22 protein-coding genes and 1 pseudogene are annotated in these 21,567 nt (G+C 70.9%); 13 read left to right on the top strand and 10 right to left on the bottom strand.

Going from position 1 to position 21,567, the window contains the following annotated elements; translation table 11 throughout:
- The first annotated feature begins 457 nt into the window (after positions 1-457).
- The 6 genes from ACZ6R6_RS35240 to ACZ6R6_RS35265 are packed head-to-tail and all read left to right on the top strand — an operon-like array spanning position 458 to position 7,228.
- Positions 458-2,347 carry an ABC transporter substrate-binding protein gene (locus ACZ6R6_RS35240; RefSeq protein WP_470100769.1) on the top strand — a complete coding sequence of 630 codons (1,890 nt, stop codon included), beginning with the start codon at positions 458-460 and terminating at the stop codon, positions 2,345-2,347.
- On the top strand, positions 2,340-3,380 hold the full coding sequence (locus tag ACZ6R6_RS35245) for an ABC transporter permease (RefSeq protein WP_470100771.1): 1,041 nt from the start codon (positions 2,340-2,342) through the stop codon (positions 3,378-3,380). The genes ACZ6R6_RS35240 and ACZ6R6_RS35245 overlap by 8 nt, the downstream gene beginning before the upstream one ends.
- 25 nt (positions 3,381-3,405) lie before the next feature.
- Positions 3,406-4,305: an ABC transporter permease gene (locus tag ACZ6R6_RS35250; RefSeq protein WP_470100773.1), complete on the top strand. Its 900-nt coding sequence runs from the start codon at positions 3,406-3,408 to the stop codon at positions 4,303-4,305.
- A complete protein-coding gene (locus tag ACZ6R6_RS35255; RefSeq protein ID WP_470100775.1) occupies positions 4,302-5,333 on the top strand; it encodes an ABC transporter ATP-binding protein in 1,032 nt (343 codons plus the stop codon). Before ACZ6R6_RS35250 ends, ACZ6R6_RS35255 begins: the two co-directional genes overlap by 4 nt.
- On the top strand, positions 5,330-6,283 hold the full coding sequence (locus ACZ6R6_RS35260; RefSeq protein ID WP_470100777.1) for an ABC transporter ATP-binding protein: 954 nt from the start codon (positions 5,330-5,332) through the stop codon (positions 6,281-6,283). Before ACZ6R6_RS35255 ends, ACZ6R6_RS35260 begins: the two co-directional genes overlap by 4 nt.
- 12 nt (positions 6,284-6,295) lie before the next feature.
- Complete coding sequence (locus tag ACZ6R6_RS35265) at positions 6,296-7,228, top strand: S66 peptidase family protein (protein ID WP_470100779.1); 933 nt, start codon at positions 6,296-6,298, stop codon at positions 7,226-7,228.
- Between the two features lie 233 nt (positions 7,229-7,461).
- Here the strand turns inward: ACZ6R6_RS35265 and ACZ6R6_RS35270 are convergent, their stop codons facing one another.
- Together ACZ6R6_RS35270 and ACZ6R6_RS35275 are read right to left on the bottom strand one after the other, a co-directional pair.
- The gene (locus ACZ6R6_RS35270) at positions 7,462-8,394 is read right to left on the bottom strand and encodes a nitroreductase/quinone reductase family protein (RefSeq protein ID WP_470100781.1); all 933 of its coding nucleotides are present in this window, start codon (positions 8,392-8,394) and stop codon (positions 7,462-7,464) included.
- 750 nt (positions 8,395-9,144) lie between these two features.
- The gene (locus tag ACZ6R6_RS35275) at positions 9,145-9,459 is read right to left on the bottom strand and encodes an ArsR/SmtB family transcription factor (protein ID WP_470100783.1); all 315 of its coding nucleotides are present in this window, start codon (positions 9,457-9,459) and stop codon (positions 9,145-9,147) included.
- An 88-nt stretch (positions 9,460-9,547) separates the two neighbouring features.
- Between ACZ6R6_RS35275 and ACZ6R6_RS35280 the strand changes: the two genes are divergently transcribed.
- Positions 9,548-10,522: a quinone oxidoreductase family protein gene (locus ACZ6R6_RS35280; protein WP_470100785.1), complete on the top strand. Its 975-nt coding sequence runs from the start codon at positions 9,548-9,550 to the stop codon at positions 10,520-10,522.
- Here the strand turns inward: ACZ6R6_RS35280 and ACZ6R6_RS35285 are convergent.
- Positions 10,519-11,602: pseudogene (locus ACZ6R6_RS35285) on the bottom strand (IS630 family transposase). The gene ACZ6R6_RS35280 and the pseudogene ACZ6R6_RS35285 overlap by 4 nt on opposite strands.
- Positions 11,603-11,716: 114 nt before the next feature.
- Between ACZ6R6_RS35285 and ACZ6R6_RS35290 the strand changes: the two are divergent.
- On the top strand, positions 11,717-12,100 hold the full coding sequence (locus tag ACZ6R6_RS35290; protein ID WP_470100787.1) for a VOC family protein: 384 nt from the start codon (positions 11,717-11,719) through the stop codon (positions 12,098-12,100).
- Here ACZ6R6_RS35290 and ACZ6R6_RS35295 read toward each other — a convergent pair whose 3' ends face one another.
- Positions 12,101-12,658 (bottom strand): TetR/AcrR family transcriptional regulator, encoded by a 558-nt coding sequence (locus ACZ6R6_RS35295; RefSeq protein WP_470100789.1) that lies wholly within the window; start codon positions 12,656-12,658, stop codon positions 12,101-12,103.
- 102 nt (positions 12,659-12,760) lie between these two features.
- On the opposite strand from ACZ6R6_RS35295, the gene ACZ6R6_RS35300 reads away from it, so the two are divergent.
- Positions 12,761-13,132 (top strand): cupin domain-containing protein, encoded by a 372-nt coding sequence (locus tag ACZ6R6_RS35300; protein WP_470100791.1) that lies wholly within the window; start codon positions 12,761-12,763, stop codon positions 13,130-13,132.
- 181 nt (positions 13,133-13,313) lie between these two features.
- On the top strand, positions 13,314-13,727 hold the full coding sequence (locus ACZ6R6_RS35305; RefSeq protein ID WP_470100793.1) for a ketopantoate reductase family protein: 414 nt from the start codon (positions 13,314-13,316) through the stop codon (positions 13,725-13,727).
- Between the two features lie 19 nt (positions 13,728-13,746).
- On the opposite strand, the gene ACZ6R6_RS35310 is transcribed toward ACZ6R6_RS35305, so the two are convergent.
- From ACZ6R6_RS35310 to ACZ6R6_RS35330, 5 genes are all read right to left on the bottom strand, one after another.
- Positions 13,747-14,232 carry an FBP domain-containing protein gene (locus ACZ6R6_RS35310; protein ID WP_470100795.1) on the bottom strand — a complete coding sequence of 162 codons (486 nt, stop codon included), beginning with the start codon at positions 14,230-14,232 and terminating at the stop codon, positions 13,747-13,749.
- Between the two features lie 288 nt (positions 14,233-14,520).
- Entirely contained in the window at positions 14,521-15,096 is a 576-nt protein-coding gene (locus tag ACZ6R6_RS35315; protein WP_470100797.1) for an XRE family transcriptional regulator, read from the bottom strand.
- Between the two features lie 436 nt (positions 15,097-15,532).
- Entirely contained in the window at positions 15,533-15,943 is a 411-nt protein-coding gene (locus tag ACZ6R6_RS35320; RefSeq protein WP_470100799.1) for a VOC family protein, read from the bottom strand.
- The gene (locus ACZ6R6_RS35325) at positions 15,922-16,707 is read right to left on the bottom strand and encodes a hypothetical protein (RefSeq protein ID WP_470100801.1); all 786 of its coding nucleotides are present in this window, start codon (positions 16,705-16,707) and stop codon (positions 15,922-15,924) included. Before ACZ6R6_RS35325 ends, ACZ6R6_RS35320 begins: the two co-directional genes overlap by 22 nt.
- A 48-nt stretch (positions 16,708-16,755) precedes the next feature.
- Positions 16,756-17,733, bottom strand: a complete 978-nt coding sequence (locus ACZ6R6_RS35330) for an NADP-dependent oxidoreductase (protein WP_470100803.1) — start codon at positions 17,731-17,733, stop codon at positions 16,756-16,758.
- 98 nt (positions 17,734-17,831) lie between these two features.
- Between ACZ6R6_RS35330 and ACZ6R6_RS35335 the strand changes: the two genes are divergently transcribed.
- Positions 17,832-18,425, top strand: a complete 594-nt coding sequence (locus ACZ6R6_RS35335) for a TetR/AcrR family transcriptional regulator (RefSeq protein WP_470100805.1) — start codon at positions 17,832-17,834, stop codon at positions 18,423-18,425.
- Positions 18,426-18,619: 194 nt separating this feature from the next.
- Here the strand turns inward: ACZ6R6_RS35335 and ACZ6R6_RS35340 are convergent, their stop codons facing one another.
- Positions 18,620-18,970, bottom strand: a complete 351-nt coding sequence (locus ACZ6R6_RS35340; RefSeq protein ID WP_470100807.1) for a winged helix-turn-helix transcriptional regulator — start codon at positions 18,968-18,970, stop codon at positions 18,620-18,622.
- A 50-nt stretch (positions 18,971-19,020) separates the two neighbouring features.
- Between ACZ6R6_RS35340 and ACZ6R6_RS35345 the strand changes: the two genes are divergently transcribed.
- Together ACZ6R6_RS35345 and ACZ6R6_RS35350 are read left to right on the top strand one after the other, a co-directional pair.
- Positions 19,021-19,908 carry an NAD(P)-dependent oxidoreductase gene (locus ACZ6R6_RS35345; RefSeq protein WP_470100809.1) on the top strand — a complete coding sequence of 296 codons (888 nt, stop codon included), beginning with the start codon at positions 19,021-19,023 and terminating at the stop codon, positions 19,906-19,908.
- Positions 19,909-20,237: 329 nt separating this feature from the next.
- Positions 20,238-21,350: an ABC transporter substrate-binding protein gene (locus tag ACZ6R6_RS35350; protein WP_470100811.1), complete on the top strand. Its 1,113-nt coding sequence runs from the start codon at positions 20,238-20,240 to the stop codon at positions 21,348-21,350.
- Positions 21,351-21,567: the final 217 nt, after the last annotated feature.

Below are 21,567 nucleotides of genomic sequence, written 5' to 3' on the forward strand. Positions count from 1 at the left end.
GGGTATCACACCCCAGGGGCGCCGAGCCGGCGGCCCGTTCCATCACCGGCGGCCCCGGCGGTGCCACCGGCCGATCCTGAGGCCGTTGTATCGTCCGCCGTTCGTCGCCTGCCGCCTGCCGTTGTGCCGCCCGCGGTCCGCCACCCGCCGCCGCGCGCCGTCCGCCGCCGGGGCGCCGGAGACGGCCGGCCTCTTCTCCGCGTCCCGGATCGCATCCCTCCGCCCGGCCCGGCCCGTGCGGCGTCCCGCTCGGCGGCCCGGCCAGGGTCCGGCCAAGGCCCGGCCGGTCGGAGAACGGTATCCGCCCCCGGCCCAAGGTAGAGGTCGGCGGAGGCACATGGCGAGAGCATCACGATTTTCGATGCTCAGGTCGTAAAGCGTTCACGGTTCTTGGGGGCGTGGCCACCGGTCGTCAGCATTCGTTCACACACGCATGCTGAACGACCAGGAGACATCAATGGGGACAGGCAACTCGCGGCGCAGGCTGGCCCTTGCCGCTTGCGCGCTGAGCGGTTCACTGGTGGCCGGCGCCACCGCCTTCGCCGCCGCACCCGCCGCATCCGCCGCATCCGCCGCATCCGTCATGTCGGCCGGGTCGGCCGTGTCCGCGCCGCAGGAGACCACGCTGCGGGTGAAGATGTCGGGCTCGGGCGTCGACACGCTCAACCCGTTCCTCGCCTTCTTCGACGGCGCCTATGACATCTTCGGCTCGATCTACCCCACGCTGAACTCGCTGGACGAGAACGGCAAGCCGGGACCGTACCTGGCCGAGTCGTGGACGCAGTCGGAGGACAAACTCACCTGGACCTTCAAGCTCCGGGACGGCCTGAAGTGGAGCGACGGCAAGCCGATCACGGCCGAGGACGCCGCCTGGACCCTCAACCTGATCATGACCGACGCGGTCGCGGGCACCGCCAACGGCTCGCTGGTCAGCAACTTCGAGTCGGTCACCGCGACCGACGCCACGACGCTGGTCATCAAGACCAAGGCGCCGCAGGCCAACGTCATCTATGTGAGCATTCCTCGCAGCGGCATCCCGATCGTGCCCAAGCACATCTGGGAGCCGCAGGCCAAGAACCTCAAGGACGTCAAGAACGACACTTTCCCCGTCGTCGGCTACGGCCCGTGGACGCTCACGGACTACAAGCCCGAGCAGTACGCGAAGTTCGACGCCAACAAGGACTTCGTCCTCGGCAGGCCCGGCTTCGACCACATGATCCAGCAGAGCTTCAAGTCGACCGACGCCGCCGTCGCCGCGCTCCGCAGCGGCCAGCTCGACTACATCAACGGCGTGAACCCGACCCAGTTCAAGGCGCTGCAGGCGGACAAGAGCCTGCTGACCACCCAGGAGGTCGGCAACGGCTGGACCGGTCTTGAGGTGAACCACAACGCCCGCACCCGTACCGGCAAGAAGATCGGCACCGGTCACCCCGCGCTCGGCGACCCGGTGCTGCGCCACGCGATCTCGCTGGCCACCGACCGGAAGACCCTGGTCACCAAGGTGCTCGACGGCATGGGCACGGTGGGCGCCGGCTACCTGCCCCCGGCCTGGCCGCAGTGGAGCTGGAAGCCGGCCGCGGGCCAGGAGACACCGTTCGACCTGGCCCAGGCCGCCAAGATCCTCGACGACGCCGGCTACACCAAGGGCGCCGACGGCGTCCGCGTCGACCCCAAGAGCGGAAAGCCGCTGGAGCTGCGCCTCGGCATCCACTCCGACGACACGGCCGACGCGGGCATCTCCACCTACCTCAAGGGCTGGCTGGAGACGATCGGCATCAAGCTCAAGATCCAGACACTGAGCATGAGCGCGCTCAACAGCGACCTGGCCAAGGGCGACTGGGACCTGCTGATGGACGCCTGGACCACCGGCCCCGACCCGACCTTCCTGCTCGGCATCCAGACCTGCGCCACGCTGCCCAAGGACGACGGCACCGGCGGCAACACCGACGCCTTCTTCTGCGACAAGGCCTACGACGAGCTGTTCGCCAAGCAGCTCACCACGTTCGACCAGGACGAGCGGGCCAAGGTCGTCGCCGAGATGCAGGACATCCTGTACAAGGCCGACGTCGACCAGATCCACTTCTATGCCAACACCCTCAACGTCGCCCGCACCGACACCGTGACCGGACTGATCATCGGGCAGCCGGACGCGCAGGGCATGTACCCGGCGCAGACCGCGTTCTGGAGCTACCTCAAGGCCGCGCCGCCGGCCGCGAAGCCGGCCGCCGCCTCGGCCGAGGAGGGCGGCGGCGGCCCGCTGTGGATCGCCGGCGGTGTCCTGCTCCTCGCGCTCGTCGGCGGCGGGATCGTGCTCAAGCGCCGCTCGGGGGCGGGCGACCGTGAGTAGCCTCACCGCCCCGGGCCCGGCCAAGGTCAGGGAGCGGGGGGTCAAGCGGTCGGATCTCCTGCCCTATCTGGGCTCGAAGCTGGTCGCGGCCCTGGTCAGCTTCTTCGTCACGCTGGTCATCGGCTTCGTGATCTTCAGTCTGATGCCGGCCGACCCGGTCCGCACCCTGACCAGGGGCCGTCCCACGAGCGAGGCCCAGCTCGCCCAGATCCGTGTCCAGCTCGGCCTGGACGACCCGCTCTGGGAGCGGTTCCTCACCTTCGTCGGCAACACGCTCAAGGGCGAGCTCGGCTACTCCTGGCAGTTCCAGCAGTCGGTCTCGTCGCTGGTGGCCGACCGGCTCGGGCCGACCCTGCTCCTCATGGGCACGGCCGCGGTCCTGTCGATCGCGTTCGGCCTGTGGCTGGGCATCCGCAGCGGCTGGCGGCACGGCAGCCTGTTCGACCGGATCGCCTCCAGTACCTCGCTCACGCTGTGGTCGGTGCCGACGTTCTGGCTCGGCATGATCCTGCTGGTCACCTTCAGCGTGGGTGTCGGCCCGATCCCGAGCCTGCTGCCCGCGGGCGGGATGAGCGACCCCTCGCTGCCGCAGGAGGGCTGGACCCACGTCGCCGACGTGGCCAGGCACCTGGTGCTGCCCTGCCTGACCATGGTGCTGGTGGTCTTCGCCCAGTACGTCACGGTGATGCGCACCTCGATCATCGACGAGATGGGCAGTCCCTACCTGCTGACCGCCAGGGCCAAGGGCCTGACCGACGACGCCGTACGGCGGCGCCACGCGGTGCCGAACGCGCTGCTGCCCTCGGTCACGATGATCTTCATGCATCTCGGCATCCTGGTCAGCGGCGCGATCACGGTCGAGGCCGTCTACTCCTGGCCCGGCCTCGGCTACCTGACCTACGAGGCGCTCAAGATCCCCGACCTGCCCCTGCTCCAGGGCACCTTCATCGTCTTCAGCGCAAGTGTGATCATCATGAACCTCCTGGCGGACGTGGTCTACCGCTTCCTCGACCCGAGAGTGCGAGCCCAATGAAGCGCCTTCACCCGGGCGGTGGCCGATGACCGCCGCCACGCACGCCCCGGCCGTCGTCGAGGTCCCCCGCCACCACGCGTTCGGCCGCTTCTGCCGCGCCTACGCCAGGCGGCCCGCCGGCCTGGCCGGGCTCGGCCTGCTCGTCGCCTTCGGCGCGCTGGCCCTGGCCGCGCCGCTGTTCATCGGTGACGACCAGCTCAACGTGATCAAGGTGGACGGCCCGCAGCTGTCGCCGCCCGTCGCCGGCTACCCGCTCGGCACCGACCAGGCGGGCCGCTCGGTCCTGCTGCTGGTCATCTGGGGCGCACGCGAGTCGCTCAGCATCGGCATCATCGCCACCGCGCTCACCGTGGTGCTGGGCAGCGCGGTCGGCCTGCTGGCCGGGCACTACCAGGGCCGGGTCGGCCAGGCCCTGATGCACGTGACCGACTGGTTCATCGCGCTGCCCAGCCTGCCGCTGGCCATCTCGCTGTCGGCGGTGCTCGGCCAGGGCGCGGCGTCGATCACGATCGCCATCGCGGTCACCTCGTGGACCGCGACCGCCCGCCTCGTGCGCGCCCAGACGCTCGCCGTCGAGGCGAGACCCTTCATCGAGCGGGCCAAGGTGCTGGGCGCGGGCAACACGCAGATCATGATCAGGCACGTGCTGCCCAACGTCACGCCGCTGATCCTGGTCTCCAGCACGCTCACCGTCGCCTCGGCGATCCTGTCGGAGGCCACGCTGACCTTCCTCGGTCTCGGCGACCCGACCAGCGTGACCTGGGGTTCGATGCTCCAGGCGGCGTTCGCGGGCGGCGCGGTCACCGCGGGCGCGTGGTGGTACCTGCTACCGCCGGGCATCGCGATCCTCATCGTCGTGCTCGGCTTCACGCTCGTCGGCCGCGCCGTCGAGCACGTGCTCAACCCGAGGATGGTGGACCGATGACGGCGAGGGAGCAGACCCCGGCACCGGAGGAGCGGCGCGGGGCTCCGATGCTCGACGTGCGCGACCTGCGGGTGACCTACCGCAACGGCGAGCGCGCCGTGCCCGCCGTACGCGGCGTGAGCTTCACCCTCGACCGCGGCCAGACCCTCGGCGTCGCGGGGGAGTCGGGCTCGGGCAAGTCCACGATGGCGCTCGGCCTGCTGCGGCTGCTGGCCCCCTCCGCCCAGGTGAGCGGCGAGGTGCTGTTCGAGGGGGAGGACCTGCTGACCGCCAGGTGGGCACGGCTGCGCGCGGTGCGCTGGTCGGCGGCCTCCGTGGTGTTCCAGGGCGCGATGAGCGCGCTCAACCCGGTGCGCCCGGTCGGCGAGCAGATCTGCGAGCCCATCCTGCTGCACGAGAAGGTCGGGCAGCAGGCGGCACGCAAGCGGGCGGCCGAGCTGCTCGACAGCGTCGGCGTGCCGTCGCGGCGGGCCGGCTCCTACCCGCACGAGTTCTCCGGCGGCCAGCGCCAGCGCATCATGATCGCGATGTCGCTGGCCTGCCGCCCCGACCTGATCATCGCCGACGAGCCGACCACCGCGCTCGACGTCATGGTCCAGGCGCAGGTGCTGGAACTGCTCGGCGAGCTGGTCCGTGAGTCGGGCATCGGCGTCATCATGATCAGCCACGACCTGTCGGTGCTGTCGCACATGTGCGAGCGGCTGGCCGTCATGTACGCGGGACAGATCGCCGAGATCGGCCCGTCCAGGCAGCTCATCGCCGAGCCGCGGCACCCCTACACGCGGGCGCTCGGCCGGGCCTTCCCGACGATCGGCGACCCGGCCTCGCGGCTGGCGCCCGCAGGGCTGCCCGGCGACCCGCCCACGCCGCCCGAGCTGGCCGGGCTCGACGAGGGCAGCGGCTGCGCCTTCGAGCCGCGCTGCCCCGAGGCCGTGGCGGCCTGCCGTACCGAGACCGTGGAGCTGTGGCCGAGCGGCCCGCGGCGCGAGGCCGCGTGCCTGCGCGTGCTGGAAGGGAGCGGGGCATGAGACCCGTGCTCGAAGTCCGCGACCTGACGGTCACCTACCCGGCGCGCAGGGGCGCCCGGCCGGCGCGCGCCGTCGACGGGGTGAACCTGCAGGTGCGGCAGGGCGAGATCGTCGCGCTCGTCGGCGAGTCGGGATGCGGCAAGTCCACGCTGGCCAGAGCCCTGGTCGGGCTGGTCAGGCCGACCGGCGGCCAGGTGCTGAGCGACGGCGAGCCCCTCGGCTACTCCGCCGCCGCGCTGAAGGCCTACCGCCGCCGCACCCAGCTCGTCCTGCAGGACCCGGGCGGCGCCCTCAACCCCAGGCAGAACGTCTTCGACGCCGTCGCCGAAGGGCCCAGGCTACACGGCCTGACCGACCGGCTCGGCGAACGGGTGCACAGCGCGCTGGCCAGAGCCGGGCTGCGGCCGCCCGCGGAGTTCGCCGGGCGCTTCCCGCACGAGATGTCCGGGGGCCAGCAGCAGCGCGTCGTCATCGCGGGGGCGCTCGCGCTCGAACCCTCGGTCATCGTCGCCGACGAGCCGGTGGCCTCGCTCGACGCCTCGGTCAGGGGCGAGATCCTCAAGCTGATCCTGGAGCTGCGGGACTCGCTCGGCCTGTCCGCGCTGGTCGTCAGCCACGACCTCGGCCTGGCCTGGAACATCGCCGACAGGGTCGCGGTCATGTACCTCGGCAGGATCGTCGAGACCGGCACGGTCGAGGAGGTCCTGCTGCGCCCCAAGCACCCCTACACCAGGGCGCTGCTGTCGGTGCTGCCCGACTCGGGCGGGCCGCCCGTGCTGCTCACCGGCGAGCCGCCGGACCCGACCTCCGTCCCCGACGGCTGCCGCTTCCACCCCCGGTGCCCGCTCAGGGCGGCCGAGCGGGACGCGCTGTGCGACAGCCGCGACCTGCCCGTCCTGACCGGCGACCCGTCGCCCTCCAGCCTCGCCGCCTGCCATCTCGTCCACTGAAGGAGTTCTTCGATGACCGCTTTCCTCCGCCCGCCCGCCCTGCGACCCGGCGCCCGCGTCGCCGTCATCGCCGCCAGCAGCCCGCCCAACCAGGCCAACCTGGACCGCGGCCTGGTGGCGATGGAGCAGGTCGGCCTCAAGCCCGAGGTGTTCGCCTCCTCGCGGGCCGGCGGGACCGAGTACGACTACCTGGCCGGCGACGACGTCCTGCGGGCGGACGACCTGACCAAGGCGCTCGGCGACCCGGCCTTCGACGCGGTCTTCTGCGCCGGCGGCGGGTACGGCATGCAGCGCACGCTGGAGCTGGTCGACTGGTCGAAGATCGACGCGGCCAGGCCGAAGGTCGTGGTGGGCTACTCCGACGTGACCGCGCTGCTGGAGGCGATCGCGGTCAAGCTCGGCTGGGCGTCCCTGTTCGGGCCCATGGTCGCCTGCGACGGCTTCTACGAAGGGCCGGGCGAGTACGACTTCGACGAGCTGATGAAGCTGCTGTTCCACCCGGAGACGGTGACCGAGCTGGTCTTCCCCGACGCCCGGACCGTCGTGCCCGGTATCGCGGAGGGCCACACGCTGGGCGGCACGGCCACGCTGCTGGCCGCCTCGATCGGCACCGACACCTCGCTGCCCGCCCGGGGTGCGATCCTCTTCCTCGAGGACGTGGACGAGGAGCTGTTCCGGATGGACCGCTACATCACCCAGCTCCGCCGGGCCACCTACAGCGACGGCGTGGCCGGGATCCTGCTCGGCACCTTCACCAACTGCGGCGAGCCGCGCGACGTGGAGCGGATGCTGGTGGAGCGGCTGAGCGACCTCGGGGTGCCGGTCCTCGCCGGGGCGGACATCGGGCACGGGATCTCGATGCAGACCTACCCGATCGGGGTCAGGGCCCGGCTCGACACCGAGGCGGGCAGGCTGAGCTTCCTGGAGCCGGTGCTCACCTCCTGAGGGCCGTGGCGGATCACGCACCGACAAGGACCCCGGCGCCCCCCGGGGTCCTCCACGGTGAGGCGGCCGAACAGCCGCTTCCGCCCTCTTCTCGGTTGGGCAACTCCCGCTTGAGGACGACTCAACGCCTGCTGTCGAGGGCGACCCGAGCCGGGGTTGCCGGGCCGCGGCATGCTCCTGCCGGGCCCGGCGCGCAGCGATCACCCCCGCGCCGAGGAAGGGGCCGGGGGTGATCAGCCGAATTCGGGAGCTGGGGCCGTGGCGTTGAGCGCCGTCACGATCGTCTCCTCCTCGTACCTGAAGTGGGACTCCAGCTGGTCCGCCAGCCGCTCCAGGTCGGCGCGCAACTGCACGGAGTCGGTTTCACCGGGTACGAAGCTGTCGACGAGCTGCTGGATGTCGTCCTGCAGCCGCGCCACCACCTTGTGCTCCTCGCCGAGCTGCGCCAGCGCCGGAGCGAGTGCGGGGAACTGCTTGGCCAGCATCGGGAACACGGCCATGTCCTCGCCGCCGTGATGCTTCTTCAGCGCCCCGCAGAAGTTCAGGCAGTGGGCGCGCATCTGCTGGGCGAGGTCCGGCGGCGTCCGCTCGATCGTGTCCATGCCGCCCTCGATCGCCTGGTCGACCTGGGCGCGGAGCGTCTCGAGCTCCTTGCGCAGCCAGTCGTGCACCTCGACGATCCAGTCGCCCATGCCCTTGACCCGCTCCTCGCCGGGCTTGGGGCCGATCCGGTGCAGTACGACGACCGGGATCTCCCGGGCCGTCTTGGCCTGGTGGTCGGCGTACCCCGGCGCCTCTGCGATCACGCGGTCGAAGAGCTTGTCACGCTCCTGGGCCGGCGGGATGGCGGCGATCGCCTGATAGGTGTCGCTACCCGTCTCGACCGTCACGATCGGGTTCTTGCGGATGTTGTGGTACCACGCGGGGTGCTTGTCGGCGCCATTCGAGGACGCGACGACGATCCCTTTTCCGTCGAATTCGAGATGGCCCAGGATGCTCTCCCGCCGCAGGCCGCTCTTGGCTCCGACGGTCGTCAGCACGGCCAACGTCCAGCCCTCGAACATGCCGCTCATCTTCCCGTTGTTCGCCCGAAACTCGGCGATGACCTGACGCTGGAACTCATTGACGTCGATGCCTGCCCAGGTCTCGGCCTGTTCCTTGCTCATGCACTGCCTTTCCGTGTCGATTGATCGCGAAGGAGGGCCACGCCACCGGGAATCGACACAGAAATACCCCGCATACCTACGCAGTGAAGAGGGCGCAGCAGTCCCAGGACAGGGATTGACAGGCTGCGAGAGACGGAACGTGCCGATCTCTGCGATGGCTGAGTAGCCGATACCTCCATGCGTAGGCCCATATGGGGCTCGGTAAGACCGTAACACCGCCCCCACTTGTCGAGCAACGTCACCGTGGCGGGTGCGACCGAGAGCCGGTGAACCGGATCTGGGCCCGATCTCGAGTCAGCCCTGGAGATCACCCGGTGGGCCGAAGGCTGCGGATCCAGATGAGGGTCCACGGTGGCGGGCCGGTTGCCGTGCACGGGCCCGGGTGCCGTCCTGGCGTAACCTGGTGCGCTACGCGGGCCTCACGCTGCTGAGCCCGCCAGGTTCCGCGGTACGTACGTGCCGGCGAGCCGGGCCTCACGCCCGAGCAAGTCACCGAGGTCGCCGCCGGCCTCGCGCGGGTCCTGCCGCCGTACGAGGGCGGCCGGGAGGCTGCCGCGCCGGCGTGACGGCCCAGCCCCGGACACACCGCAGCCCCCGGCCGTCACCGAGGACCCATGACCTCGTCACGGAACGGACATGACAACCCCGGCGGGGCCGCAGTGCCCGACGCGGCGATCCCTGTCTCGAAACCCTCGTGGTCCACCCCCGCCGTCACCAGGTCGGCGGTGTCCGCGCCCTCGCCGCGGCAGGTCACTCCTCGCACAGCGTCAGGTCCAGCAGCCCCGGGAAGCGCCGGTCGAACTCCGCCCGGCGCAGCCGGTTGACGCGCCTGGGGCCGGCGTCGCGCTGCTCGATGAGCCCGGCCGAGCGCAGCACCGCGAAGTGATGACTGAGCGCGGGCTTGCCGACGGGCACGTCGAAGGTGCTGCAGGAGCGTGACCAGTCCTCGGAGGCGGCCAGCTCGCGGACGAGCTGGAGGCGGACCGGGTCGGCGAGCGCGGTGAGCGCGGTCAGAACGGACACGTCGTCGGGGTGGACGTGCTGGGGCGCGGGCCGGTGGCTCAAGGCACTCTCCTTGCCAAGTGTTCGATCTGGCTCGTACACTCCGAGTATTCGATTTTCGTTGAACACTTTAGTCGAGGGGCGACCTGGCATGCACGCGATCATTGTGAAGGAACTCGGCGGACCCGAGGTGCTGCATCTCACGGAGACCGCGCTGCCGGAGCCCGCGCCGGGCGAGGTGACCGTCGACGTCGCCTACGCGGGCGTCAACTTCGCCGACATCAAGGCCCGTGGCGTCGGCTACCGCGTGACCGCCCTTCCCTTCGTCCCCGGCCTGGAGGTGTCCGGCCACGTCCGCGCCGTCGGCGAGGGGGTGAGCGGGCTGCGGCCCGGCCAGGAGGTCGTCGCGTTCGTCGACGGCGGCGGTTACGCCGAGACCGTCGCCGTCCCCGCGGCCACCGTCTTCCCGCTGCCGGCCGGGGTCTCGCTGCGCACCGGCGCGTCCCTGCCCACCGTCCTGCCGACCGCGCACGCCCTCCTCCACGAGGTGGGACGGCTGCGCGCGGGTGAGAGCGTCCTCGTCCAGGGCGCGGCGGGCGGGGTCGGCATGGCGGCCGGCCAGCTGGCCCGGCTCGGCGGCGCGGGCGCGGTGTACGGCGTGGTCTCCAGCCCCGAGAAGGCGGAGCAGGCGCTGAAGTACGGCTACGACGAGGTGTTCGTCGGCGACGGGTTCCCCGAGGACGTGCGCCGGGCGACCGGCGGCCGCGGCGTGGACCTCGCCCTCGATCCGGTCGGAGGCGAGACCCTCCTGCGCACCCTGGGCTGCCTGTCCCTCTTCGGGCGTCTCGTCTCCTTCGGCAACGCCGGTGGCGGCCCCGCCTGGCAGGTGGGCCAGGCCGAGCTGTACACCGCGGCGCATTCGGTGAGCGGCTTCTCCATCCTCAACCTCGCCAAGTCCGATCCGCGGGTGCTGGCCGACATCGCCGGCCGCGCTTTCCGCCCCGTCGCGACCGGTGAGCTGGAGCTGCCCGTGACCGCCGAATTCCCCCTCGCCGAGGCCGCCGAGGCGCACCGCCTCGTCGAGACCCGGACCACCACCGGCAAGCTGCTGCTGAAGGTCTCCTAGTGTCCCGGTCCGGAGATTCGTGAGCAGTAGCGGCAGATCCGGTCGATGATCTGGTCGGCGGTCTTGGTCCAGTGGAAGGGTCTGGCCTGGTCGTTCCAGTTCTTGATCCATTGCTCCAGTGTGGTGTTGAGGGCGTCTAGCGAGCAGAACACCCCGCGTCCCGGGCACCGCCGTTCCAGTTCGGCGAACCACCGCTCGACTTGGTTGATCCAGGAGGAGTAGGTCGGGGTGAAGCGCAGGTGGAAGCGAGGATGTGCGGCCAGCCACCGCTGCACCGGAGCCGCCTTGTGCGCTGACAGGTTGTCGCAGATGACGTGGACCGCCAGGTCGGCCTCGACCTGGCGGTCGATCAGGTCGAGGAAGTCGCGGAAGTCTTCGGCGGCGTGCCGGGCCGACAGAGTGGTGATGACCTGTCCGGTGGCGACGTTCAGCGCGGCGAGCAGGTCCACGGTGCCGTGCCTGAGGTAGTCGAAGCTGCGCCGTTCAGGGCTCCCGGGCATCATCGGCAGGACCGGAGCGGTTCGCTCCAACGCCTGGATCTGCGGCTTTTCGTCCATCGAGAACCGCGGCCTTCGCCGGCGGGGCCAGGTAGAGCCCCACGACGTCGCGGATTTTGTCGATCAGCAGCGGGTCAGGGGAGATCTTGAAGGTCTCCACCCGGTGGGGTTGCAGCCCGAAAGCCCGCCAGATGCGGTGCACGCTGGTGGGTGAGATGCCCACCTTCGTGGCCAGGTCGCGTTTGGACCAGTGGGTGGACCCGTCCGGTACCTCTTCCAGGGTTCGGATCACCACCTCCTCGACCTGGGCATCGGTGATGGTCCGCGGCACTCCGGGACGCGGCTCATCGGCCAGGCCGTCCAGAGGGCGGACCAAGAACCGGGCCCGCCCTCTGGTCACCGTGCCCCGGCTGACCCGAAGCCGGGCCGCCACGGCGGTGTTACTCCTGCCCTCGGCGCACTCCAACACGATCCGTGCACGCAGGGACAGGCCCTGAGCGGTCGAACGACGCTTGGCCCATCCTTGAAGGACCCGCCGCTCTTCTACGGTTAATTCCAGTGGTTCCAGTCTGCTGTCACCCATCAGCCCAGCACACCGCTCCCAGCCGGATAACGCACCAGTTCCTCACAGAAGAGGCTGAGGGCACCTCATGAGGCGAACGTTCACCTCAAGACCGGGACACTAGGCTGACGGGTTATGGCCCACTACAGCCGCGTTTATACAGCCGTCATCGACGTTCCCGACGCCGACCACCCCGCCGAGCTGGCGTTCTGGCGCGGGGCGACCGGCTGGGAACTGCCGCAGTTCGAGCAGGTGCCCGAGTTCCACGGATCGCGGGCGCCGCACGGTCATTTCGCCATGCTGGTGCAGCATCTCGGCGAGGGCGCGCCCCGGGTGCACCTCGACTTTCACACCTCCGACCTGGAGGCGGAGGCGTCGCGGCTGGAGAAGCTCGGCGCCGTCCGGGTGGAGCGGACGGACCGCTGGTGGATCATGCGCGACCCTGCGGGCCTGCCGTTCTGCGTGATCCAGGACCCGCCCGGCATGCTCGACGACACCAACGCCCAGCGCTGGGACTAGTCACCTGAGCACCGCCTGGAACACGGCGTCCGCGTGCTCCGGGGTGGGATCGCCGCCGGCCAGCAGGAAGCGGAACCAGATGGGCGCGGCCAGCAGGTCCGCCAGGATCTGCGGATCGGTGTCGGTCAGGCGGCCGCCGGCTTGGACTCGCCGGATACGCTCCACGGTCGCCGTACGCGTCGGGAGATAGACACGCTCGTGCCACATCCGCGCGAGGTCGGCGTCGTGCTGCGCCGCGCCGACCAGGCCGCTGATGACCGGGCCCGTGTTCGGATCGGCCAGCATGACCGCGACACTGCGCAGCCAGGTTCGCAGGTCTTCCAGATCGTCTCCGGTCGCGGTGAAGCCGATGGCCGGGGAGACCTCCTCCATCATCGCGTCCAGGATGACGGCGCCCTTGGAGGGCCACCAGCGGTAGATCGTCGGCTTGCCGACCCCCGCTCTGCTCGCGATGCCCTCGATGGTGACCTTGGCGTACGGCTGCTCGACGCACAGATCCCAGGCGGCGCGCAGGATCGCCGTACGGGAGCGTTCCCTTCTGCGCGAGTGATCAGCCATGCCGCGAGCGTACCAGAACGAAACGGAACGTAACGTATTGACGTCCCCTGCGGGCTTGGGCCACTATTCGTTACGTTACGTTCCGTTTTATGGAGGCTCCGCATGACTGTCATCCGTTCCACCGAGACCCGCCGTTCCGAGACCCCCGGCGGCGTCATGACCACCCTCGCCTCGCCCACGCTGGGCGGGACGGGTTGCGCCCTGTGGCGTACGGAGGTCCCCGCGGGAGCGAGCGGGCCCGCGCACGTCATCGACGCCGAGCAGGTGTGGGCGTTCCTCGACGGCGGCGCCACGATCACGCTCGGCGACGACACCTTCTCCGTCGAGGCGGGTGACACGGTGGTTATGCCGGCCGACGTGACCCGCCAGGTGACCAGCGACCGCGGCTTCACCGCCATCGTCACGACACCCGCGGGGGCGAAGGCGGGCGCGCCGGGCGGCCCCGCCACCACCACCCCGCCGTGGATCGCCTAGTGTCCCGGTCTTGAGGTGAACGTTCGCCTCATGAGGTGCCCTCAGCCTCCTCTGTGAGGAACTGGTGCGTTATCCGGCTGGGAGCGGTGTGCTGGGCTGATGGGTGACAGCAGACTGGAACCACTGGAATTAACCGTAGAAGAGCGGCGGGTCCTTTCTCGACGCGTCGGCGGTGACGGCCGTGGTGCCCGACGACATCTGGGCCGAGCTCTGGGCCAAGTTCCTGTTCGTCGTGCCGTTGGGCGGGCTCGGCGCCGTGACGGACGCGCCGTTCGGGGTGCTGCGCTCCCGGCCGGGGACACGGCGGGTGCTCACGGACGGCATGAACGAGATCCGGCGTGTGGGGCAGGCCATGGGGGTCGAGCTGGCCGACGACATCGTGGAGAGGACGATGGCGTTCGTCGACCAGCAGCCGGCCGCCGGCACCACGTCACTGCAGCGGGACATCCTGTCCGGCAGTCCGTCCGAGCTTGAGGCCTGGACCGGCGCGGTGGTGCGCCTCGGCGCCCGGACGGGGACGGCGACCCCGGTCAACGCCCTCCTGTACGAGGTGTTGAGTCTGCGCGAAGCGAGAACAGGCGCGACCGGCCCCTGATCTCACGCTCTCGTCCCGATCATTGGATCACCTTCTGGAGGAACTCGGTCACGTTGGCCACGGTCCTGTCGATCTTCTCTTCGAGCGTGAGCGACTCGGGCATCCGCCCGCCGGGCCCGACGTCCTTCTTGCCGCGCAGGTAGAGGGAGCAGGCCAGGTCGGTGCAGATGTAGGCGCCCACGGAGTTGCCGTTGCCGCCGGTACGGCGGGCGGTCAGCAACGACACACCGTCGCCGGTGTGCGTGGTGAGGCAGAGCGAGCACATGCTGCGCCGTGTATGTCCGGCGTGCGGGGTGGCCCGTCGCAGCGCCACCCCGACCAGCCGGTCGCCGTGCTCGGTGACCAGGTAGGCGCGGCCGGGGGAGGAGAGGTCCTGCCAGCCGAGGAAGTCCAGGTCGTCCCACGGCCGGGCGTCCAGGTCCCTGGGTATGGCAAGGCGTCTGGCCTCCCCCTTGGTGCAGTTGACGAAAGAGGCGCGGACCTCATGCTCGGAAACCGATCTCATAGCCGAAAAGCTATCTCCTCTATGCTGAGACAGCAAATGATTACCTATTTTCCTAGAGATTCTAGGTAAAGGGGGATGGTCTGCGGCGCGTGCCGGCGCGAGCCGCACACCATGACGGCTCCCGGCCCGGATGTGCCGGCACCTGCCTGGGGCGTCCCGGTCGCCGGGGCGGAGGAGCCGCACGGGTGTCCGGTCGCGGGGCGCGCGTCGGGTGAGGTGGTGCGGGCCCTGAGGTGGGGCGCGCGTCGGGTCAGGTGGTGCGGGCCCTGAGGTGGGGCGCGCGTCGGGTCAGGTGGTGCGGGCCCTGAGGTGGGCCCGCTCGCCCTGGCGGCCGAACAGCACCAGCAGCTCCACCGGCTGGTCGCCCTCGGCGCCGAGCCAGTGCGGGACGTGGGTGTCGAACTCGGCCACCTCGCCGGGGGCCAGGACGAGACTCTGGTCCCCGAGCAGCAGCCGCAGCCGGCCGGCCAGGACGTAGACCCACTCGAAGCCCTCGTGCGTCTTCAGCTCCGGCTCCAGGCCGGCCGGGCTGGTGGGGATGAGGAGCTTGTGGGCCTGCAGGCCGCCCGGCCGGCGGCTGAGCGGTACGAAGATCATGCCGTTGTGCCTCACCGGGTGCAGGTGCACACGCGGGTCACCGGTGCGGGGCGCCCCGACCAGCTCGTCCAGCGGGACGGCGTAGATCTCGGCCAGCGGCAGCAACAGTTCCAAGGTGGGTCTGCGGCCGCCGCTCTCCAGCCGGGACAGGGTGCTTTCGGAGATCTCGGTCCGCTCCGCGAGTTCGGCCAGGGTCAGGCCGCGCCGCCGGCGCAGCTCCCGTAGGCGCGGTCCTACGGCGGCCAGCACATCCTTACGCTCTGCCATACCCCCATCTTGCTGAAACGGCATGAGGGATTGCAAGCCGAGCGGGCCCGGCTTCATTCTCCTCGGGCACCCTCCCCGCGCGGGCCAGGGACCGGCCGCCGCAACCGGTCAGGGCCGTGCGCTGTCGACCACCCCCGAGTGTGAGGACCTCGTCACCCCCCCAGTGGCACGACCTGGCCCGCACCTTCCCCGCGGCGCCTTCGACCTCATCAGCGCCCAGTACCTGCACAGCCCCCTCGACTTCCCCCGCGAGCACGTCCTGCGCCGGGCCGCACGCGCCCTCACCCCCGGCGGCCTGCTCCTGGTCGTCGACCACGGCTCCGTACGCCCGTGGGCCTGGAACCCCGCTCCCCACACCCGTCCGGCGGCGCGTAGCGGGGCCCCTCCCGGCCGGGCGCGTCCGGGGCCCTCGCGGTGTCCGGTCCGGGGAGGGGGTTCAGGGGGTGGGCGGGGCCGGCGGCAGCGGCGCGAACAGGTCGACGCCGTTGCCGTCCGGATCACGCACCAGTGCGTAGCGCTGTCCCCAGACCGCGTCAAAGGGCTCCTTGTGCCCCTCGTAGCCCGCCTCGACGAGATCGGCGTAGACCCGGTCCACCTCGGCGGGGCCGTCGCAGGCGAAGGCCAGGCTGATCCGCGCGTCCCCGCTGGGCGGTGTCCACTCCGGGTCGAAGGAGCGGATGGTGTCGACGCGATCCCACGCGAGCCGTAGCCCGCCGGGCAGGGTCACCTCCACGTGGGGCTCGGTGTCGGCCGTCGGGGGGATGTCCAGCCCGAGGCGGCGGTAGAAGGACAGGGACTTGTTGAGGTCGGCCACGACGAGGCCGATCAGATTGAACGAAGGTGCCATGTCCGCAACGGTACGGACCCGGCCGCACGCCTGTCTTGAACGGATCGGACATGCACCCCGCGTCCCGCTGGGGGTGGCGCGGGCATGGCGGAGACCTGTGAAGCGCTCCGGCTTCGATGAAGACCTCGGGGGTTGGTTCCAACGGTCTCGTCGGACTGGTGTTGAGCGTAGTAGCTGGCTCCGTGCTCCTCCGGGGACTTGGTGCGGGTGACGCTGTAGCCGGTCCCCGTGGAGGACTCGACGCCGAACTTGCAGCCCACGCCGGACACTTCGAAGCCGATGCCCCAGTTGCCGCCGACGGTGGCGTCGAAGGTGAAGGAGCCGGTGGTCGTCTCGGTGACCTGGTCGGTGGTGCCGGTGGTCTCGGCGAGGAAGCCGCCGGCGGCGGTCCACACGTAGGTGTTGACGATGTTGCGGCGTGCGGCCGACCGGATGGCCGCCCGTCCCTTCTCGGGGTTGCCACCCTGGTCGGCCTCGGCGACGGTGCCGCCCATCATCCCGCTCAGCGCCTTGGCGGCCTGGCCGTGGGTGGGGTCCGGGGCGTGGGTCTCGGTGGAGACCGAGTCGTAGAAGCCCCGCAACTGCTGCTGCTCGCGCTGGATCCGCTTTTTGGTCCGATACGCCTCCACAGGCCGGTAGTAGCTGAACTCGCCGCGCACGCCGTCGGCGGCGTTGGGGAAGTGCGGGTCGGGGAAGGGCCGCAGTCCTTTGGCCGTGCCGTAGTCCGGAGCCGGAACGGGCCCGTTCCGGTACCCGGCGCCCACGGGGTGCCGCCGGCCGCGGCGGGGCCCCCGGGCCCGGGGGCCGTGGGGTCAGGACCCGGCGACGCGGAGGACGATCTTGCCTTGGATGTGTCCCTCGGCGGCGCGGGCGTGGGCCTGGGCGGCCTCGGCGAGGGGGAAGACGCTGTCGACGCCGACGCGGAGACGGCCCTCGTCGACGAGGCGGGCCAGCTCGGCCATGTCCGCGCCGTCCGAGCGGACCTGGCCGCTCCGGAAGGCGATGCCGAGCTCGGCGGCGCGGTCGCGGTGGTAATCGCCGAAGAAGATCGGGCAGATCGTCCCGCCGGGCCTCAGGATCGGCAGGAAGCGGTGCCCGTCCGGGCCGCCGACCGTGTCGATCAGCAGGTCCACCTCGCCCACGGCCTCCTCGGCCCGGGTGCGGGTGTGGTCGACGTATTCGTCCACGCCGAGCCCGCGCAGGAACTCCTCGTGGCGGGTGGAGGCGACGCCGATGACATGGGCGTCACGGATCTTGGCGAGCTGGACCGCGAAGTGCCCGACGCCCCCGGCCGCGCCGTTCACCAGGACCCGTTCCCCGCCCGCGAGGCCGACGTGGCCGAAGAGGTTCTGGTAGGCGGTGAGCCCGGACATCGGGATCCCGGCGGCCGCCACGTGGTCGATGCCGGACGGCTTGCGCGCCAGGTGGGCGACCGGCGCGGTGGTGTACTCGGCGTAGGTCCGGCCGCCGTCGTTCATGGTGCCGAAGCGGATCATGCCGAAGACCTCGTCGCCCTCGCGGAACTCGGTGACGCCCTCGCCGACGGCGACGACGACGCCCGAGGCGTCGGAGCCGGGCGTCCACGGCAGGCGCAGCTGCGGGCGCAGCTCCTCGGGGATCAAGGTGAAGCCGCTGCGCGCGTACCAGTCGGGCGGGTTCACGCCGGCGGCGTGAACCCGGATGAGGACGTCGCCGGGTCCGGGCTCGGGGCGGGTCACCTCTTCGTAGGTGAGGACCTCGGGTCCGCCCTGCGTGTGGACGCGGATGGCCATCATCGTCGTTTCAGCCATGGAGATGCTCCCTCGTCGGAGCCCCGGGAATATCCGGAGCACTGCTCCGTATATTAGGCGGAGCGCCGCTCCGCTTGTCAATGGGTCAGAATGCGTGCATGACCGGAACAGACCCCGTCCGTCCGCGGGCACCCCGCGCCGACGCGCTGCGCAACCGCGCGCGCATCCTCGAGGTGGCCCGGACCGTCGTCGAGGAACAGGGCGCGCAGGCGTCGCTCCGCGACATCGCGCGGCGCGCGGAGGTCGGCATGGGCACCCTCTACCGGCACTTCGCGACCCGCGAGGAGTTGCTGGAGGCCCTCCTGCGCCGGCGCTTCGACCACCTGGCCGGACACGCCGCCGCGCTGGAGGCGGACCGGCCGCCGGCCGAGGCGCTGGCCGAGTGGCTGCGCGCGTTCACCTCCGGGACCGCCGCCTACCGGGGCCTCGCCACCTCGATGATGGCCACGATCGACGACGAGTCCTCGCCGCTGCACGCCTCCTGCGGCGCGATGCGCGCCGCCGGGGCGCGGCTGCTGCGGCGCGCCCAGGAGGCGGGCGCCGTCCGGCCCGACGTGGACGGCCTCGATCTGTTCGCGCTGGTCGGCGCCGTCTCGTGGATCGCCGACCAGACTCCGACGATCGCCGCCCGCCGCGACCACCTGTTCGCATTGATCATGGACGGTCTCGCCCACCCCGCTCCCACCGGCTGAGCGGCGCCCTTCCCGGCTCCGGACGACGGCCGCCGGGGTGGCCGGACGGCGGCCGGGTCCGCACCGGTGCCCGCGCCACCCGCGATAGCCACTTTTTTGTGGGTACTTGCCGGTGGACCGGGCCGGCCCGAAGCTTGGTCGTGGGCGGTCGGAGGGCCGCCGGATCCGGGTGAGAGGGGGCGGCCGGCGGTGCATCAGGAGATCGGCCGGGCCTCGGCCAGCTTCTCCAGGCGGCGGTGGCCCCAGTCGGAAAGAGGCTCCAACGCCTCGGAGAGCTCGCGGCCGAACGCGGTCAGGGAGTACACGGTCTTCAGCGGCCGTACGTCGTGCACCTCCCGGTGGACCAGTCCGTCGGCCTCCATCTCCCGGAGCGTGTGAGTCAGCACCTTCTCGGTGAGGCCCGGCAGCCGCCGGCGCAGCTCGCCGGGGCGGTGCGGACCGGACTCCAGCAGCCAGAGCAAGATCGTCTTCCACTTGCCGTCGATCACGGCGATCGCGGCCGTCACTCCGCACACATTCGGGTCCTGGGCGCGGCTGCGTGTCATCTTCATCCCGTTCATCACCGGTCGTTCATTCTTTATCGAGGAGTTGAGGCATGCCCTCGCACACCGAACAGTCTGCCGTCACCGTGCTCGGCCTGGGGCCGATGGGCCGGGCCCTGGCCGGCGCCTTCCTGGACGCCGGCCTGCGCACCACGGTCTGGAACCGGACGCCGGGCAGGGACCGGGAACTGGTCGAGCGGGGCGCGGTCGGCGTCCCGTCGCCCGAGGCGGCGGTCGCCGCAAGCGGGTTGACCGTGCTCTGCGTGGTGAACTACGACGCGGTGGACGCCATCGTGCGGCGCGGTGCGGTCGCCGACGCGCTCAAGGGGCGCACGATCGCGAACCTGACCGCCGACACCCCCGACCGGGCCCGGAACGCCGCGGCCTGGGCGGCCGAGCACGGCATCGGGTATCTGGACGGTGCGATCATGACGCCGACCACGACCATCGGCACGCCGGCCGCGGTCTTCCTGCACAGCGGCCCCGAGGAGGTCTACCGGGAGCACCGGCCGGTGCTGGACGCGCTGGGGGGCACCCACACCCACCTCGGCGAGGAGATCGGCCGGGCGGCTGCGTACGACATCGCGCTGCTCGACATCTTCTGGACCGCGATGGCGGGCTACGCGCACGCACTGGCCGTGGCGAGGGCGGAAGGCGTCACCGCGCGGGAGCTGGCACCGTTCGCCAAGGGCATCGGCGCGATCCTTCCGCCGATCTTCGAGCAGGCCGCGGAGGAAGTGGACAGCGGCGGATTCTCCGGCGAGGGCAACCCGATCACCTCGGCGGTGTCGTCCATGGCCCACATCATCCACACCTCCGAGGCCCACGGCATCGACGCGGGCGTGATGCGCGCGGCCGAAGGCCTGGCACGCCGCGCCATCGGACGGGGTCACGGCACGGACGGGTTCCTCCGGATCACCGAGATCCTGAACCCTCGGTGACGCCGCCCGCGACCTGAGGGGGCCGAGTTCTACAGCCGCTCGCCGCCACCACCGGCGCCGGCTCCACCGTGCGGGACGCTCCCGGTGCCGGGCGGCGGTACCGAAGCCCGGACGCCGGGGCGGCGAACGGTCACGGTGACCGGCTCCACTCTCACGGCAGGACCAGGGGCTGTCGCGAAAGTGGACCAAGGTCGCAGGTGATCATGGTCCGTGGGACGTGGTGATCTGAAGAACGGCCGGTGGGGGCCACTGGAGCCGTCGTTGCCGGGGGCAATACTCTGCGATCCGGGCAAACCGCCACCGAATCGTCACACGGAAGACGCCAACGCATGAATACGCCACCATCGCCACCTGGAGCGGAGCGGGCCGACGGATCATCCGTCCGGATCGGCGCTCTCGTTCCGCTGACTCGGCCTGGATGGGTCGAGGCGGGCCAGCACTTGCTCGCTGGACTCGAACTGGCCGTTCGCGAAGTCAATGACGCCGGCGGGATCGTCGGAAGACCACTCGAACTGGTGGTCCGAGACACCGCGGCTGATCCGCAGAGGGCCGCGGCGGCCGTGGACGAACTGGCCCGCCTGGGCGTGGCCGCCCTGGCCGGGGAGTATCACAGCGTCGTCGCCCGCGCCGCCGCCGCCCGGGCCGACGCCCTCGGCCTGCCGTTCCTCTGCTCGTCGGCGGTTCTCGACGCGCTCACCGAACAGCCGACCGAATGGGTCGCGCGCCTCGCCCCGGCGCAGTCCCACGGCTGGCGGATCTACGCGGACTTCCTCCTCAAGGCGGGCCACAGCCGGATCGCCGTAGCAGCCCAGCCGAGTGTCTACTGGGCGTCTGGGGCCCGCATTCTGCGGGACCACCTCGCTCCACGCGGCGGCACCGTCATCGAACTCGACATGGGCGCGCTCACCCCCGCGGCCGTGTGCGAGGAACTCCTCGACAATCGCGCGACAGCCCTCCTTCTTCTGGTCGGCCATCCGGAACCGGCGGTGTCGATCGTCAAGTCCGTCCGCCGCGACCAGCGCCTCGCCGAGATCATGATCGGTGCTCCGGCCGGGCAGCCGGAGTCCGCCGAATGGGCGAGGTCGCTGGGCGACGACGGCGCCGCGATCCCGTTCCTGCGCTACCTGCCCGAGCGCCTCGGCCCACTCGGTGCACGAGTCGAGACGGCCCTCCGCGAACGGTTGGCCGAAGCGCCCTCCTTCGTCGCCTTCGAGGGCTACGACACGGTCACCGTCCTCGCCGAGGTGCTGCGTTCTCACGGCACGGACCGGGCGCGCACCGCCGAATCCTGGCCGCGCGTCGCAGTCGAAGGCACCCGCGGGCAGATCCGGTTCTCCCGCACGCCAGGCATCAGCGTCTGGCAATGGGCTTGGGCGCCGGTCCAGGTCGTTGATCGAGATCCGGCGGAACCCGGCCGCTTCCGGATCCTCCACTCCGGCTGAGAGCACGCAGGTCCGACTGTCCAGATCTGTCCGAACTTGAGGCTGTCTACCTGTCTACGCGTTAAGACTGGGGTCTGTTGCGACCGTGATCATCTACGACCTTGATCAACTTTCGCGACAGACCCTAGCTTGATCTTTAACCTTGGTGGCTAGTGAGGCCGCGCCTGATTTCTCAGTGAGACAGCCCTTGGTTGATCATTCTTCTTGTCGAGGGAAG

The organism is Streptosporangium sp. NPDC048886, from assembly GCF_055586905.1.